Annotated in this window: 15 protein-coding genes; 12 read left to right on the forward strand and 3 right to left on the reverse strand. The window is 52.7% G+C overall.

The window, feature by feature from the left end; translation table 11 throughout:
* The first annotated feature begins 44 nt into the window (after positions 1-44).
* A complete protein-coding gene (locus WM95_RS03155; protein WP_014882392.1) occupies positions 45-524 on the forward strand; it encodes a carboxymuconolactone decarboxylase family protein in 480 nt (159 codons plus the stop codon).
* Here WM95_RS03155 and WM95_RS03160 read toward each other — a convergent pair.
* The gene (locus WM95_RS03160) at positions 511-1,413 is read right to left on the reverse strand and encodes a LysR family transcriptional regulator (protein ID WP_063409563.1); all 903 of its coding nucleotides are present in this window, start codon (positions 1,411-1,413) and stop codon (positions 511-513) included. The genes WM95_RS03155 and WM95_RS03160 overlap by 14 nt on opposite strands.
* 100 nt (positions 1,414-1,513) lie before the next feature.
* Here WM95_RS03160 and WM95_RS03165 point away from each other — a divergent pair, with 100 nt between their 5' ends.
* The 7 genes from WM95_RS03165 to WM95_RS03195 all read left to right on the forward strand — a co-directional run bounded on the left by WM95_RS03165 (position 1,514) and on the right by WM95_RS03195 (position 7,212).
* The gene (locus tag WM95_RS03165; RefSeq protein WP_063409564.1) at positions 1,514-2,929 is read left to right on the forward strand and encodes an aldehyde dehydrogenase family protein; all 1,416 of its coding nucleotides are present in this window, start codon (positions 1,514-1,516) and stop codon (positions 2,927-2,929) included.
* Between the two features lie 152 nt (positions 2,930-3,081).
* Positions 3,082-3,405 carry an antibiotic biosynthesis monooxygenase family protein gene (locus WM95_RS03170; RefSeq protein WP_023310251.1) on the forward strand — a complete coding sequence of 108 codons (324 nt, stop codon included), beginning with the start codon at positions 3,082-3,084 and terminating at the stop codon, positions 3,403-3,405.
* The gene (locus WM95_RS03175; RefSeq protein ID WP_045404534.1) at positions 3,398-3,793 is read left to right on the forward strand and encodes an amino acid-binding protein; all 396 of its coding nucleotides are present in this window, start codon (positions 3,398-3,400) and stop codon (positions 3,791-3,793) included. The genes WM95_RS03170 and WM95_RS03175 overlap by 8 nt, the downstream gene beginning before the upstream one ends.
* Positions 3,768-4,463, forward strand: a complete 696-nt coding sequence (locus tag WM95_RS03180) for an ArsR/SmtB family transcription factor (RefSeq protein WP_045404530.1) — start codon at positions 3,768-3,770, stop codon at positions 4,461-4,463. Before WM95_RS03175 ends, WM95_RS03180 begins: the two co-directional genes overlap by 26 nt.
* A 148-nt stretch (positions 4,464-4,611) precedes the next feature.
* Positions 4,612-5,082, forward strand: coding sequence for a MarR family winged helix-turn-helix transcriptional regulator (locus WM95_RS03185; RefSeq protein ID WP_063409565.1), 471 nt, complete (start codon positions 4,612-4,614; stop codon positions 5,080-5,082).
* Entirely contained in the window at positions 5,079-6,146 is a 1,068-nt protein-coding gene (locus tag WM95_RS03190) for an HlyD family secretion protein (RefSeq protein ID WP_088544635.1), read from the forward strand. The genes WM95_RS03185 and WM95_RS03190 overlap by 4 nt, the downstream gene beginning before the upstream one ends.
* Positions 6,136-7,212, forward strand: coding sequence for a DUF2955 domain-containing protein (locus WM95_RS03195; protein WP_023310256.1), 1,077 nt, complete (start codon positions 6,136-6,138; stop codon positions 7,210-7,212). The genes WM95_RS03190 and WM95_RS03195 overlap by 11 nt, the downstream gene beginning before the upstream one ends.
* On the opposite strand, the gene WM95_RS03200 is transcribed toward WM95_RS03195, so the two are convergent.
* Complete coding sequence (locus WM95_RS03200; protein WP_047173276.1) at positions 7,209-8,480, reverse strand: DUF445 domain-containing protein; 1,272 nt, start codon at positions 8,478-8,480, stop codon at positions 7,209-7,211. The two genes, WM95_RS03195 and WM95_RS03200, sit on opposite strands and share 4 nt — an antisense overlap.
* 244 nt (positions 8,481-8,724) lie before the next feature.
* On the opposite strand from WM95_RS03200, the gene WM95_RS03205 reads away from it, so the two are divergent.
* The 4 genes from WM95_RS03205 to WM95_RS03220 all read left to right on the forward strand — a co-directional run bounded on the left by WM95_RS03205 (position 8,725) and on the right by WM95_RS03220 (position 12,338).
* A complete protein-coding gene (locus WM95_RS03205; protein ID WP_059445731.1) occupies positions 8,725-9,087 on the forward strand; it encodes a tlde1 domain-containing protein in 363 nt (120 codons plus the stop codon).
* Positions 9,087-9,596 carry a hypothetical protein gene (locus WM95_RS03210; RefSeq protein ID WP_023310259.1) on the forward strand — a complete coding sequence of 170 codons (510 nt, stop codon included), beginning with the start codon at positions 9,087-9,089 and terminating at the stop codon, positions 9,594-9,596. Before WM95_RS03205 ends, WM95_RS03210 begins: the two co-directional genes overlap by 1 nt.
* Positions 9,597-10,091, forward strand: coding sequence for a type VI secretion system tube protein TssD (tssD, locus tag WM95_RS03215; protein WP_059445732.1), 495 nt, complete (start codon positions 9,597-9,599; stop codon positions 10,089-10,091). It abuts the gene before it with no gap.
* 135 nt (positions 10,092-10,226) lie between these two features.
* Positions 10,227-12,338, forward strand: a complete 2,112-nt coding sequence (locus WM95_RS03220) for an N-6 DNA methylase (protein ID WP_127881675.1) — start codon at positions 10,227-10,229, stop codon at positions 12,336-12,338.
* Positions 12,339-12,394: 56 nt separating this feature from the next.
* Here the strand turns inward: WM95_RS03220 and WM95_RS03225 are convergent, their stop codons facing one another.
* Positions 12,395-15,646, reverse strand: coding sequence for a type I restriction endonuclease subunit R (locus WM95_RS03225; RefSeq protein WP_059445734.1), 3,252 nt, complete (start codon positions 15,644-15,646; stop codon positions 12,395-12,397).
* Positions 15,647-15,687 lie beyond the last annotated feature (41 nt).

The raw sequence follows: 15,687 nt of genomic DNA on the forward strand, positions 1-15,687 counted from the left end.
TTGCCTCATCGCACGGCACATGCCGCACAAAAAGAGGAAAGACAATGAGCACTCGCGTTAACCACCATAAAGTTACACCTGCCCTCGCCAACGCCCTGTCTGCCCTGAGCATGGAGGTGGCAAAAACCTCCATCGACCCGGCGCTGAAGCACCTGATCGACATTCGCGTGTCGCAGCTGAACGGCTGTACGTTCTGTCTGGATATGCACTCGAAAGAGGCCAAAATTGCCGGCGAGCGCGAGCTGCGCCTGTATCATCTGGCGGCCTGGCGCGAGTCCCCGCTGTTCAGCGCCCGCGAGAAAGCCGCGCTGGCCTTCACCGAGGCGCTGACCCAGATTGGCGTTCACGGGGTAAGCGACGCGCTGTACCGCAGCGTGGCGGAGCACTTCTCGGACGTGGAGATTTCAGAGCTGAACTTCGCCATCGTGGCGATCAACGCCTGGAACCGTCTGGGGATCACCTCCCGCATGGCGCCCGGCTCGCTGGACGCGGCTTACGGGCTGAATAAGGCTAACCTGGAATAATGCCGCGCTCGCGGATCGTTGCCACCAGCGCCCGTAGTCCCGGCGGAACGTGGCGATGGCCGGGGTAATACAGGCGCAGCCCGGCAAAGGGCTGCGCCCAGTCGTTTAAAACGCTCACCAGTTCTCCACGCTCAAGCTCTTCCCGGATATACAGTTCCGGCAAAAATCCTACCCCTAATCCCGCCTTTACGGCGCGGATCGAGGCAAAAAGATCGGACGTCGCAAAGCGCGGTGGTACGGCAAGGGCGTACGTTTCCCCCCGACGCGCCAGCTCCCAGCGGTAGATCCCGCCGTGGGCCATGCGCATGCCAATCCCCTGATGCGAAAGCAGATCGTCCGGCGTCTGCGGAATGCCGTGGCGTGCAAAATAGTCCGGCGTGGCGGTGACCAGCTGGCGGATCTCCCCGGTCAGCGGCACGGCGATCATGTCCTGAGGCACGGACTCCTCAAGGCGGATCCCCGCGTCGTAGCCTTCCGCGACGATGTCGATCATGCGCGCTTCGCTGACGGTTTCCACGCGCATCTTCGGGTAGCGGATCATAAAGTCGATCAGCAGCTGGTCCAGAAACAGGGTGCCGATATGGTTCGGCACGTTCAGACGCAGCGTGCCGGCGGGTTCCCCGGTGTCGCTGTGGATCTCCTCGCTGGCGAGACGGATCTCCTGCAGCGCCGGGCCAACGCGCGCCACGTAGCGCTGTCCGGCGTCGGTGAGCGCCACGCTGCGGGTGGTGCGGTTAAAGAGGCGAGTATCCAGGCGGCTCTCCAGCCCGGCGATGGCGTTGCTGACCGCCGTAGCGGACATGCCGAGCTCCTGCGCCGCGCCGCGAAAGCTGCCGCGCCGCACGACCGCCATCACCACTTCCAGCTCTGTCAGACCTGAACGATGCATAGATTATCCTGAAAATCGAAATAACCCTTGCAGCATAGCGTGGATTATCGCAACAGAGAAGCCGTGACAGACTGTGCTCACACAGCCTGAGGAGGTTTATATGCACACCATCGAACAGATCTTTATTAACGGCGAATTTGTTACCCCGCACGGCACCGAGTGGTTTGATTTGTACAACCCGGCGAAGGCGCAGGTCATCGGCCAGGTTCGTCTGGCGGATCAGGTTGACGCGGAGCGCGCCATTGCGGCGGCGAAAGCTGCGTTTCCGGCGTGGTCGCAGACCACAAAGCAGGAACGCCTCGCGGCGCTAAAACGCATGCACGCCGCCGTGGCCGCCCGTCACGACGATCTGCTGGAAGCGGTCATTGAAGAGTACGGCGCGCCCGCCTCGCGCTCGGCGTGGATGGCCAGCTATCCGGCGGAGGTGATTGCTCAGGCCATCGAGGCGCTGGAGGCGTTTGAGTTCGTCATCCCCGCAGGCGCAGCGACGGTGCAGATGACGCCGCTTGGCGTGGCCGGGCTTATCACGCCGTGGAACAGCGACGCGGGGTTTATCTGCGGCAAGCTGGCGGCCGCGCTGGCGGCGGGCTGTACGGCAGTCATCAAGCCGAGCGAAATGAGCGCCCTGCAAACCCGGATTGTCACCGAAGCGCTGCGCGATGCCGCGCTGCCGCCGGGGGTGTTTAACATCGTCACCGGGCGCGGCGAAACCGTCGGTGAAACCATCAGCCGCCATCCGGACGTGGCAAAAATCTCGTTTACCGGCTCGACGAATACCGGCAAGGCGATCCTGCGCAACGCGGCGGAGAGCTTTAAGCGCGTGACTCTGGAGTTAGGCGGTAAATCGCCGACGATCCTGCTGGATGATGTGGATCTGGCGCAGGCGATCCCGCTGGTGATTCAGGCCGGGTTTATGAACAGCGGGCAGGCGTGCGTGGCCGGAACGCGCATTCTGGTGCCGCAGGCGCGCAAGGCTGAGATCGAAACCGCGCTGGCGCAGGCCGTGGCGGCGGTGAAATCGGGCGATCCGCGCGATAGCGCGACGGACGTCGGCCCGATGGTCAGCGAAAAGCAGTGGCAGCGGGTGCAGGGCTATATCCGCAAAGGTATTGAAGAGGGGGCGCGTCTGCTGGCGGGTGGTGAAGGGAGACCGGACGGCACGCGAGACGGCTGGTTTGTGCGCCCGACGCTGTTTGCCGACGTGAACAACCAGATGACGGTCGCCCGTGACGAGATTTTCGGCCCGGTGCTGTGCGCGATCCCCTATCGTGACGAGGCGGAGGCTATCGCCATTGCCAACGACACCGATTACGGATTGAGCGCGATGGTGCTGGGCGGCGATGCGAACCGCGCGCGACGCGTGGCGCAGCAGATTGTTTCCGGTCGCGTGCTGGTGAATACCCTGGCCCATGAGCCGAAAGCGCCGTTCGGCGGGTTTAAGCACTCCGGCGTGGGGCGCGAGATGGGCGAGTGGGGAATTCGGGCATTTATGGAGCCGAAGTCGATTCTGAGCTAAAACCTGCCCGGTGGCGCTGCGCTTGCCGGGCCTACATCATCCCACAGGCCGGATAAGCGCAGCGCCATCCGGCACAACGCTTCGCTCTTTGCCGAAGCATCGTTCCTCTCTACCCTGCATTCTCTCCCCAACATCACTACGGAGAGACCATCATGATTGCAGTCATTTTCGAAGCCAAAGCCGCGCCCGCCCATCAGGCGCGCTATCTTCAGCTCGCTGCCGAACTCAAACCTTTGCTGGCGGACATCGACGGCTTTATTGATATTGAACGGTTCCAGAGCCTGACGACCGACGGCAAAATCCTGTCGCTTTCCTGGTGGCGGGATGAGGAGGCCGTCCGTAGCTGGAAGCAGAACGTCTTCCATCAGGCCGCGCAGGCCGAAGGGCGGGAGTCGATTTTCGCGTACTACCGCATTCGGGTGGCGCAGCTGGTGCGGGAGTACAGTTCCGAAACCGGAGGGCACGCGGATGTATGACGTTCATGTGATTTTTAGCGACAGGCCCGGCGAGCTGGCGCGCTTTGGACAGCTGCTGGGGCGCAACGGCGTAGGGCTGGAGGGCGGAGGCGTATTTGGTACCGATGCCCATTTTCTGGTGGAAGACGGGGAAAAAGCGCGACGCGTGCTGCTCGACGCCGGGTTTACCGTGCAGGCGTTGCGTAAGCCGGTGATCCGGAAACTCAGGCAGGAGCGCCCCGGCGAGCTGGGTGAAATTGCGGCGGTGCTGGCGGCACGCGGCGTGTCTATCCTTACCCAGTACAGCGACCACGCGAATCACCTTATTCTGCTGACGGATGATGATAAGCTGGCCGCAGAGATCACCGAACCCTGGGCAACACATGTTAAAAACGAGCCTACCTCCTGAGAACGGCGCGGCGCTGGAACAGGCCATTGCCGCGGTGGCTGCCGCAATGGCCGATCCCTCGCGCGTAAAGATGCTGTGCGCGCTGATGGACGGGCGGGCGTGGACCGCCACCGAGCTGAGCGCGGCGGCAGAGGTTGCGCCGTCGACCGCCAGCGGGCATCTCGCCCGGCTGGTGGAGGGAAAGCTGATTACCTGCCTGTCTCAGGGGCGGCACCGCTATTATCGTCTGGCGGGGCACGACGTGGCGGAGCTGGTGGAGCAGATGATGGGGCTCTCCTGGAGCCGCATTACCCCGCCGGAAACGACCGCGCCGAAGGCCATGCGCGAGGCCCGAACCTGTTACGACCATCTTGCCGGAACGGTTGCGGTGCACATCTACGATTTTATGCAGGCGGAAGGCTGGCTGGAGGCTGACGGTTCAGCGCTCACGCTGTATGGCCGGGAGCAGTTTCTGAAGCTTGGTGTTTCGTTAAGCGCTCACCCGCGCCGCAAAGCCTGCTGCGCCTGTCTGGACTGGAGCGAGCGGCGGTTTCATCTGGGCGGTGAGGCGGGCGCGGCGCTGCTCATTCATCTGGAAAGCAAAGGGTGGATCCAGCGGGTGGCGGGGTACAGGGAGGTGGTGGTGACGGCTTCAGGTAGGGCTGCTGTTAAGAGACTTTTTAGCCGCTAAACTTCGCTGCGGGCTGGTGCCCTCACCCCAGCCCTCTCCCACGGGGAGAGGGGGACGTCGTTTCGCAATTCCTGCTCTTTCGCCTCTCGTTTCTTGATACTTATCCTGATAACTATTATCGTGACCGCGTGTGACGAGAGGTTTCCCCATGAGCGAAGAAGAACTGTTTAGCCGCAGGCCGATGGGCATGCGGATGGCGATGATCGTGCGCCAGTGGCGTGCGGTAATCGACGACGCCATTCTCGATACCGGGTTAACCCAGTCGAGCTGGACGGTGATGATGCAGCTTCATCAGCTCGGGGATAACGTCTCCGTGAGTGAGCTGGCGGAGGTGCAGGGCATTGAACTGCCGCCGCTGATGCGCACCCTGGTACAGCTGGAAAAGCAGGGCTACCTGCTGCGCTCCGTATCGCCTTATGACAAGCGCATCCGGCTTCTGACGCTGACGCCTGAGGGAAAAGCCATATTAAAAAGGCTCACTCAGGTGATTGAGACCTATCAGGCGCGCGTATCGCAAAACATCGCGCCGGAACATATCGACATTTTCAGCGCCACCCTGAATCAATTCGCCTGCAATTTGCGGACTATCCGCGAAGAAGATAACAAGACCGAAAAATAATGACCCCTGAACAAAAGTTTGCCCGTTGGGTAAGGGTGAGTATTGCCTCTTTCCTGCTGATGTTTGTCTACTTTATCGTCGCGGATATCTGGATCCCGCTGACGCCGGACTCCACCGTGATGCGCGTGGTGACGCCGGTTTCTCCACGCGTCTCCGGCTACGTGGCGGCGGTACATGTCCACAACAACAGCCAGGTGAAAAAAGGCGATCTGCTGTTTGAGCTCGACGACACGCCGTTTCGCAATAAAGTGGAAGCGGCGCAAATCGCGCTTGAGCAGGCACGCCTTTCCAACGACCAGCTGGATGCGCAGATCGCCGCCGCGCAGGCCAGCCTGAAAACCGCCGTGCTGACCGCGCGTAACGACAAAGTGACCCTCGATCGCTACCAGAAGCTGAGCACCCTGCAGAACGTCTCGCAGGCGGATCTGGATAAGGTTCGCACCACCTGGCAGAGCAGCGAGCAGTCCGTCAGCTCCATCCAGGCCAATATCCATAACCTGCGTATTCAGCGCGGCGAGCGGGACGAGCATCGCAACGTGACGCTGCAAAAATACCGCAACGCGCTGGATGAGGCAGAGCTTAACCTCGGCTGGACGAAGGTCTACGCCCAGGCGGACGGCACGGTCAGTAACCTGCAGTTAAGCCCGGGCTTTTACGCCTCCTCGGGTTCCGCCGCGCTGGCGCTGGTGAACAACCAGATCGATATCGTGGCCGATTTTCGCGAAAAAAGCCTGCGTCACACCCATCAGGGCACCGATGCCGCCGTGGTGTTTGACGCCTTCCCGGGGCACGTTTTCCGCGCCCACGTGACCAGCAGCGACGCGGGGATACTGGCGGGTCAGGAGGCCGTGAACGGCCAGCTGTCCGAACCGGAAACCTCCAACCGCTGGGTGCGTGACGCCCAGCGCATGCGCATTCACGTTGCGCTGGACGAGGCGCTGCCGAAGCATCTGCCGACCGGCGCGCGCGCGACCGTGCAGCTCTATAACAGCGAGGGGCCGTTTGCGCGCTTTTTCTCCGGGATGCAGATCCACCTGGTGAGCCTGCTTCACTATGTCTATTAGCACCCTGGCGCGGGTGTTTACCCCGCACGGCAACATCGTCTATACGGCAAACGACTTTCGTCAGACCCTGCGCATCGTCTTCGCCGGGATGATTGCGCTCAGCATCTCCAGCTTCTACAACACCAGCTATGGCGTATTTTTCGTGGTCTATCCGATCATGCTCCTGTCGCTGGTGCCGGTGTTTAATCGCCACGTGGCAAAGCAGTTTATCTTCAGCGCCGCGCTAAACTGCGTCGAAATGATCTTCATTATCGGCTATCTGTCGCAATGGCCGGTCATTATGACGCTGGTGGTGTTTGCCCTGTACGTGATGCGCTTTCGCTTTATGAGCAAGGGGCCGCTGTTCCTGTTTGGCTCAATGGGCGTGGTGTGCCAGAGCGTGATGCTCAACTTTATGAGCTACCCCACCACCAGCTGGCACACGCTGCTGTTTTCTAACATCGAAGCGAGCGTGATGGCGGTGTGCCTGAGCGCGCTGATGAACTATCTCCTGCCGGACGTGGAGCCCCGCAGGCCGCCGCCGCTGATTGAGAAAGACGATGCCCGCGTGCGCCACGAGTCTCTGCTCTCCGGCACCGTCGCGACGCTGATATTCGTGGTGTTTCAGATTAGCGACTTAAGCGATTCGCTTTCGGCGCTGATGGCGGGGATTTTGATCCTGTTCCCGATGCACTATCGCGGTTCGGTGATGAGCTCTATCTGGCGCGTGGTCGGCGTGGTGCTGGGCTGCCTCTATATTCTGGTGGTGCAGCTGATCCTCTACGATCACAGCAGCCATATGCTGTTGATGATGCCCCTGATCGGCCTCGGGCTGGCGTTTGGCGCGCGACTCCACGTGATGGAAAAGGTGGGCGCGGGCGTGGGGTTTTCCAGCATCACCACCATCGGCATTATGTTCGGGCAGAACATGCACCCGGACACTGACCTGGTGTTCAGCGATCTCTATCGCATCACCTCCGTCACCTTTTCGCTGGTCGCAACGCTGACGATGGTCTTCCTGGTGCACCTGATCCTCAATCGCTTCGAAGCGACGCGCTACGTCATCGCGCCGCCCAAGGTAGATTAATGTCCCAGCACGGCAGGCAGCTGCGAGAGTAAAAACAGGATCAGGCCAATCGTCCCGCCGACCAGCGTGCCGTTGACGCGGATGAACTGCAGGTCTTTACCGATATTGAGCTCAATCTGGCGGGACATGTCTTTGGCATCCCAGCTTTTGACCGTGTCGCTGATGTGGCGCGTCAGGAAGGCGGCAAAATCCGGCGCGAGGCGGTGCGCGGCCTGCTCCAGATGCTCGTTCAGCGACGCCCGCAGGCTGGCGTCGTTAGACAGCGTTTCGCCAAACCACAGCCCGGCGTTGGCGATGCGCTGCTTCACCCGCGAATCCTCGCTTTGCATATCCGCTTTTAGCCACTGGCGCAGGTCGGCCCACATCTCTCCCAGATAGCGGTTAAACGCCTCATCGTTTTTCAGGTAGTGCTTGATGTTGTCGGCTTTCGCCGCCATCTCCGGATCGTTTTTCAGGTTGTCGATAAGCTTCAGCGTGGCGCGGTCGAACGCCTGGCGGATCTGGTGCGTACGGTCGTGGCTGATATCGTCCAGCAGCGTGTTGACCGCGTTCGATACCATCTCCGCACTCTGATCGCCCAGCCACTCGGTGGGCAGCACCATCGCTTTGCGCGGATGCTCGGTCTTCAGCCAGTGGACAATCTGATCGGCAATAAAGTCCCGCGTGCTCTCCCGCTGAATCAGGGTAATCAGACGGTTGATGATCGCATCCAGCAGCACCTGGTGGCGGTTGTTTTTGGTCATGCTCTCCAGCATCACTGCGCTGGTTTCGGTGAAATCAACCTTGTCGATGGCCTTATGCACCGCCCGTTTGAGCAGGCGCTGAATGCGTCCGTCGTCGGTGAGTTCGAGAAAACCGCTCATCACCTGCATCAAATGCAGCCCGACGCGCTGGGCGTTGTCGGGCTTGCTGAACCAGGCGCCGATCATCTGCGCAGGTTCATAGCGGCGAATCAATGCGACCAGTGACTGGGTATCAAGAAACTTCTCCTGCACAAACTGGCCGAGATTGTCGCCGATCCGGTCTTTATTGCGCGGGATAATTGCCGTATGGCGCGAGATAAATGGAATGGGCACCCGGCGGAACAGCGCAACCACGGCAAACCAGTCTGCGAGCGCGCCGACCATCGCCGCCTCAGCAATGGCCTTTACGCCGCGCACCCAGAAGGTCTGCGGCAGGAACAGGGTGGTGATAAAGGCCGCGACTGCAACCAGCAGCAGCGACAGCGCCAGCAGCTTGGCGCGTTTGAGTTCAGCTATTTTTTCCATGGGTTAAGGATAGAGGGAAGTGAACCAAAAGTGCAAAACTGGTGTAAGGGGAGAGACGCATTCTTTGCCTGAAAACACGGCTTGTATATAAAAATTATATACATCAAAATCATCTATTATTAATTTTTTCTATATTTTTTGTGCTTATTTATTTTCGGACGTAATTTTTTGTGACCGTCGTAGTCATTTTAACGCTCTCATTAGCCATAAGATAAAAGACTATTTATGAAAGGAGACGGTATTGATGACATGGGAGTATAAAGTTTCAACAGGGGTATTGAGTCATAATGGTGTGTTTGTCGCTAACTGCTACAGCGGAGCGGGTGAATCGAAAGATAAGCCAGAGTGTGAAGGTCAACGAAACAGAGGCCTCATTCCCAGAGGTATTTATTTTATTGCCGGGTGGAATAATCATAAAAGTGCAGAGGCTATTATTCTTGAACCTATAGCGGGGACCAATACCTTTGGTAGAGATCATTTTCAAATTCATGGGGATAAAAAAGGTCAACCGCCAGGCTCAGCATCAGCTGGTTGCATCATTATGAACGGTCAGGACAAGCGCCATATGATTTATGATTCGGGTGACACAATTCTGGTGGTGCGATAATGAAATATATCATTGTGCTCTTATTGTACTTCCCGTTGGCTTTATTTGCCAAAAGTCACACTCCAGAGCAACTTTTGCAGATGATAAACGAGAAAGGTGCCTGGCATGTTGTTGCACAATTATATGCTAATGATAGCGATGAGTCGGAATGGTGGAATCATGTTATCCCAGAGATTAGCAAAGGAAACCAGAAATGGTTAGCTGTCGCGAGTGCTCTTGAGCCGGGCGTGGACGCCAGTACGGCTGAAGACTTAAAAGCAGCGCTTTCTGAAGCTATCCCTCATAATCCTGCAGGCGTTTTAGCCATTTTAAAAGACGATAAACCGTTGCTCACTATTGAACAAGTCTGCGCTTTTGCTAATTTCCCTGAGACGGAAGCAGAGAGCAATAAGCTTTATGTAGATTCAATCAGGGAGATGTTTAAGGTTAACAGTCCGAAGGGTAAAAAATGTCTCGCCGTTATGATCGCCACCGTTGAACACTCTGTTCCATTCGATAAGGATATTTAAATGGCCATTCCGGGATATATGTCATTAACTGACGATGCGGGTAATATTATAAAAGGGAGCGTGAAAGTTACAGACCGTGAAAACCAAATTGAGGTTTTAGGGCTCTATCATAACGTAAGCTATAATTCTGACCTGCATAATGGCAGAGTGTTGAGCAAACGCCAGCATCGCCCTTTTCTCATTGAAAAGGAAATTGATGCCTCCAGCGTTTATCTCTATAAAGCGCTTAGCACGGGCGGTACGCTCAGGAAAGCAACTATCGACCTTTACAGAATCAATGATGCCGGTCAGGAAGAAATCTATTTCACGATAACGCTGGAATCGGTAAAAGTCGTCACGCTGTTTTCATTAATGCATGACGTGAAAGAGACTTACCATGAAAAACAGGGGCATCTTGAGCTTGTTCTGCTTCGTTATGAAAAGATTGCCTGGCATTACCGTGACGGTAACATTATTCATACGGATGACTGGGATTATCGGTACGTGGCAAATTAATAAACGCACTGAATATTATGCTTCGCGGAACCTTATTCGTATTTAAGGTAAATATTAACGCATTAATTCTAATTGGTTTCCCTAAGATTTAAATAAAAATTTTAGTAAGACTCTTAACAGGGATGCTAGCATATATTGTTTGAAATAAAAGTAAATAATAGTTGTAATTCTCAGTTTGGTAAAGTAATCTATCAAGCTATTAAATTGTTACATAATTCATATTTTAATGCAGTGTTGACGAAAAGGGCTAATATGCAAGACTCTTCATTTTCTCATGAAGTAATTTCTTTCTTTGAACGAATCGAAAGTCAAATTCGCCCTTTTGTGAACTCTTTGGACTCTCGCGATTTAATTTTATCTTTTATTCTATATAAAGTAATTTCAGATAAAAGTTTTTCGAATGAAGAAGGTTTTGAATATTTCATTGAGCCAGAATATCAGTTAGCAGCTTTGGTTAACTCTGAATTTATTGGCAATTCATATCAGCTATCTCACAGATTGATTCATACATTTTATTATATTGAAGAACGACATTCTGATCTACGTGATTGTTTTTTCAACTCTTGCAGGATTATTAAGGAAAACACGCTTAATGAATTGAATGGGGTGCTATTAACTTTGAACGATATTGGCTCAATAAATGAGTGGCTATCGGTAGATTTTGCAACATATATTTTTGAGTTTGTTACAGAAAGAACAGCACAATACGCGCCAGAATATATCACGCCAAATTGCATATGTAATCTTATTAGTTCTATTGCATTACAATTTCAAAATAACCCTATTAATGTTTGTGATTTTGCATGCGGTACGGGAGGGTTATTGCTTGATATATATAATAAATCTTTTGTTATTGACGAAGTTCGTGGAAATGAAATTAACAAATCAGCATTTGCATATGCAAAAATGAGGATTTTATTTAGTGGGCTTCGTCTTTCACGGTTCTCATTAACTAATGCTAATGCATTAGAAAGTATCACAGATAATAAAAAATTTGATGTTGTCATTTCTGTTCCACCTTTTAATGTTCGATGGGAGCCTGAACGTTATAAAGACTTTATTTCCTCCAGGTTGAAATTCTCTAGTCGCTCTGCTGACTTTGCCTTTCTTTGGCGCGGATATGAATCATTATCTTCTGATGGTGTGATGGTTATTGCGTTAACTCATGGAACATTGCATCGTGGTGGTAGGGACAAAGATTTGCGTAAAATCTTGATTGATGAATTTAATTGTATTGATACCGTTATAGGTTTGCCTGCAAATTTATTTTTTGGGACAAATATTCCTACTTGTTTGCTTGTTATCAGGAAGGGAAGGGAAAAAACTGACCCGATAACATTTATTGATGCTAGTAATAAATTCTCAAGAGTAAAGAATAAAAACATTATAAATAATGAGAATATTTCAGCTATTTTGGATATATTTAAAACCCCTCGCAATGTGAAATTTTTCAGTAGGCTATCAAATATTGATGAAGTAAAAAAATGCGATTATGACCTGAGCTTTTCTAATTATATTGAAGAGTTTAATGAACGAGTATTAAGTGTCACTGGTGATTCTTTCACAAGATATCATGATATTATTTCTGGGTTTAGAAAGAAGTTTAATGATAAAAATATTGTATATAGAGGTATGACAAATGCTAAATGGGAGTTGAAACCATCTATTGGTCGACTTGATATTGAGGATTCTGCCAGGGAAGCTACTGAAAGGCTTATATTTGAACAATTTAAGCAACAAGCATTGCCTTACCTTGATTTTACCCCCAGAAATGAATGGGAATGGTTAGCCTTGGCTCAACATCATGGATTACCGACAAGGTTACTTGACTGGACAACTAATCCATTGATTGCTTTATATTTTTCTGTTGAGGATGATGCTAGCATAAATGACTCGGTAGTATGGCTATATATTGATGATGTTAGTCCAGTAGAAATAGAATTTCTGAGCGACATACCTGTAATGTTTGACTCTGACCCATTGAAAATACCTGCTGACCGCGATGCTATAATTTTTGAGCCTGCTCATCTGAATAAAAGGATTATTGCCCAGAATGGGCTCTTTACTGTTCATTCTACTCCTACAAAGCCATTTTATCCTGAAAAAATCTATAAGGTTATTATCCCTGCAGGATTAAGGCGTAAATTAAAAGAACAGTTGTACCATTACGGTATCCATGAAGGTGCCGTATATCCGGGTTTAGATGGATTAAGTAGGAAAATTAAATGGGTAAACACATTTAGATGAGTTTTTTTTAGCCATCTCTTATATGATAGAGATGGCTTTATTGAAAAATTAGTTTCCTAAAGAATGTTGCTTTTGAAATTTTCGGCTTGAGCAAGTACCCCCATGTATACATCATCATTTGCAACCGGAGGGAACTTATGTTTATGCAGTAAAAGAATCAACTCAACTTTTAGTTTGGCTTTGATATCATCACGTTTGCTCCAGTCTGGATACTTCGACGTGTTATCAACGACTGCTTTCATCTCTTTTGCAAGCGCCAGCATCTTGTCGTCTTCATAGGTAAACTGATACTTGTCTCGCATATGCGCCAGGATGTCGTAAAACGCTTTCTCTTCAATATCAATCCCTAAATCTGCATAAGTGCCCATTTCGGTTTTAATATCATAGATAATATCGGTCATTTCCTGACTGAAGTGATCAAACTCTTCACCGTTCAGCACGTCGTCTTCCCGGCGCTCGTTATATCTATCCATAATGGACTGGAAGCGACGAGTGAAGTTGATCCCCTGAAGCTGGTTAATTTTTTTAAAGTCGCTGATGGCTTTCTCCAGCAGTTTCTGCAGAAGCTGGATCTTTGTTGCGGGCAGCTTGATCTTATTAATACGCGCCAGATAATCCTCGTCGAAAATATCGATCGATTCCGCTTTCTTATCGCCCAGGAAAAATAGCTCTTCCACGCCATCTGCCTTTAATGCGTCAGAAATCATCTCACGCACGCGGGCGTTCATCTGGGTAACGTCAGGAGCATCACCCTTGGTCAGCTTAAAGACGATGGAACGCACGGCAAGATAGAAATGGATATGATCACGCTCTGCCTGCGATAACGCCTCGCTGCCGCAGCAGACATCGTAGGCCGCCTTTAGGCGCTTCACCAGCCCCATAAAGCGACGTTCTATTTTCTGGGTTTGCATGACAAATTCTGCCGCCTGATTCAGACACGCAAGCTGAGCCTGAGGCTCTCCCGTAAAGTAAGCGCGGCTGTCGAAATCGTGGAACACCTGCGACAGCAGGTCGAGATGGTTCTTCACTTCAATGACCGACTGCTGAATGTCCTCAAAGTTGGTGGCATCAATGCGGGAATACATCGCCAGTGCCTGGTTCATCTGGCGCTTGATGCCGATATAGTCCACCACCAGGCCTTTGCTTTTCCCTTCCAGCTTGCGGTTAACACGGGAGATGGTCTGGATCAGGTTATGTTTTTGCAGAGGCTTATCGATGTAAATGGTGTCCAGTTCCGGCACGTCGAAACCTGTCAGCCACATATCGACCACAATAGCGATTTTGAAATTCGACTTTGCGTTTTTGAACTGTTTATCGAGCTGTTTACGGTACTCTTTACCGCCCAGCAGGTCGTACAATTTGGCATCATCGTCTTTACCTCGCGTCATCACCATCTTGACCATTTCGGACGGCGGCAGCTCTTTCTGCTCCAGCTCGGTAAGCACAACCCCTTCAGGGGCCTGTTTAACCTCAAACCACGCCGGACGACAGTCTTTTAACTGACGATACAAATCCCAGGCAATGTCCCGGCTGGCGCAGACAAACATTGCCTTACCTTTCACCGTCGAGCCTTCAGCGACGCGCTTTTCATAATGTTTGGCAAAATCTTCCGCCAGCGCCTTCAGGCGATCCTCATCACCGAGGATCGCGTTCATGGTAGCGCTGGCTTTTTTACTTTCGTCGATTTGCCACTCATTGGTGCCCGCGTTAGCGCACTCTTCGTAATATTTTTCTACCGCTTCCAGCTTGCTGGCATCCAGGATCACTTTTGCAGCACGGCCTTCATAGACGATGCGTACCGTGATCTCATCCTGAACGGATTCGGTCATGGTGTAGCTGTCCACTACCGCACCGAAGACATCCAGCGTGGCATCTACAGGCGTGCCGGTGAAACCGACATAGGTGGCTGCTGGCAGCGAGTCGTGCAGATATTTGGCGAAGCCCCAGGTCTTGCGTACCTTGCCGCTCTCTTTATCGACGATCACTTTCTGATCCAGATTGACCTGGCTGCGGTGCGCTTCGTCAGAGATACAGATGACATTGCTTCGCTCGGAGAGCAATTCGGTGTCTTCAGTAAATTTATGGATGGTGGTCAGGAAGACGCCGCCGCTGTTACGACCGGCCAGCTTTTCCCGCAGATCGTCGCGGCTGGTGACGGGCTCCACGGTATCGTCACCGATATAATTTTTGGCATTACACATCTGCGTGGAGAGCTGATCGTCCAGATCGGTACGGTCAGTGATCAGAACGATGGTCGGGCTGGCAAAATCGACGCTTTTCATCAGCAGGCGGGTTAAGAACTGCATGGTGTAACTCTTACCGCAGCCCGTGGCGCCAAAGTAGGTGCCGCCTTTACCATTGCCGTAAGGTTTACGCGCTCGCTCAATGCTGTAGTAGAGCTTGCGTGCCGCATAGTACTGCGGGTAGCGGCAGCAAATTTTCACTTCGTGTTTGGCTTTATCCGGGAAGCAGATAAAGTTTTTAATCACATCCAGCAGGCGTACCGGGTGAAAAAGCCCCTGAATCATTGAGTGCAGGGAAGGGATGCCGTCCTGCTCGCGATTTTCATTACCGGTGACTTTACGCCAGGAGTAGAAATACTCATACGGCGCGAACAGGTTGCCCATGCGGTTATTCACGCCATCGCTGATGATGCACAGCGCGTTATAGACAAACAGCTGCGGAATGTCGCGACGATAGCGGGTGCATAGCTGCTTATACGCGTCGCCAATATTGGCTTCCTGCTCGCGTACGGCACTTTTAAATTCAAACACCACCAACGGGAGGCCGTTGATATAGAGAATACCATCCGGAATACGCGGCTGGTTTTCTTTGCCGGTGATGGTCAGCTGGTTAACGATCCTAATGCGGTTCAACGGCTGGATAAGATAGCTTGCTGGCGTTTCAGCAGCCTGTTGCAGCGGCACCTCTCCGCAATCGAATAGCTCACGCAGTGCGGCGGGCAGGTGCCGGGTATCGAGCAGTTCGATATAGAGATCTTTCTGCTGACGATCGTCACGTTTAAAAAGGAAGCCATTGGCCAGCCAGGTACAAAAGATCTTATTGCTTTCGTATAGATCGGAAGCGGGCAGGGTAGTGAACTGTTTAATCAGCCGCTGGATTTCGTCTTCCGTTATACCGTCGGCCTGATAGCGAGCAGCGAGATAGTGGCGGAGATCGTCTTCAATTATCACCTGATCGAGGCTGGAACGCGGCATATTGTCGCCTGTCAGGTGCTGGTAGCCCTGCTCCTGTAACAGTTCAATTATTGCCTGTTCTAACTTCGCTTCACTGAATGAGAGATGCATATCCCGCTCCGGCCCTGGCTGGTTTTCTGGTAAGGGTTCCT

This window comes from Enterobacter cloacae complex sp. ECNIH7 (assembly GCF_002208095.1).
In the GTDB taxonomy this organism is placed as follows: domain Bacteria; phylum Pseudomonadota; class Gammaproteobacteria; order Enterobacterales; family Enterobacteriaceae; genus Enterobacter; species Enterobacter cloacae_M.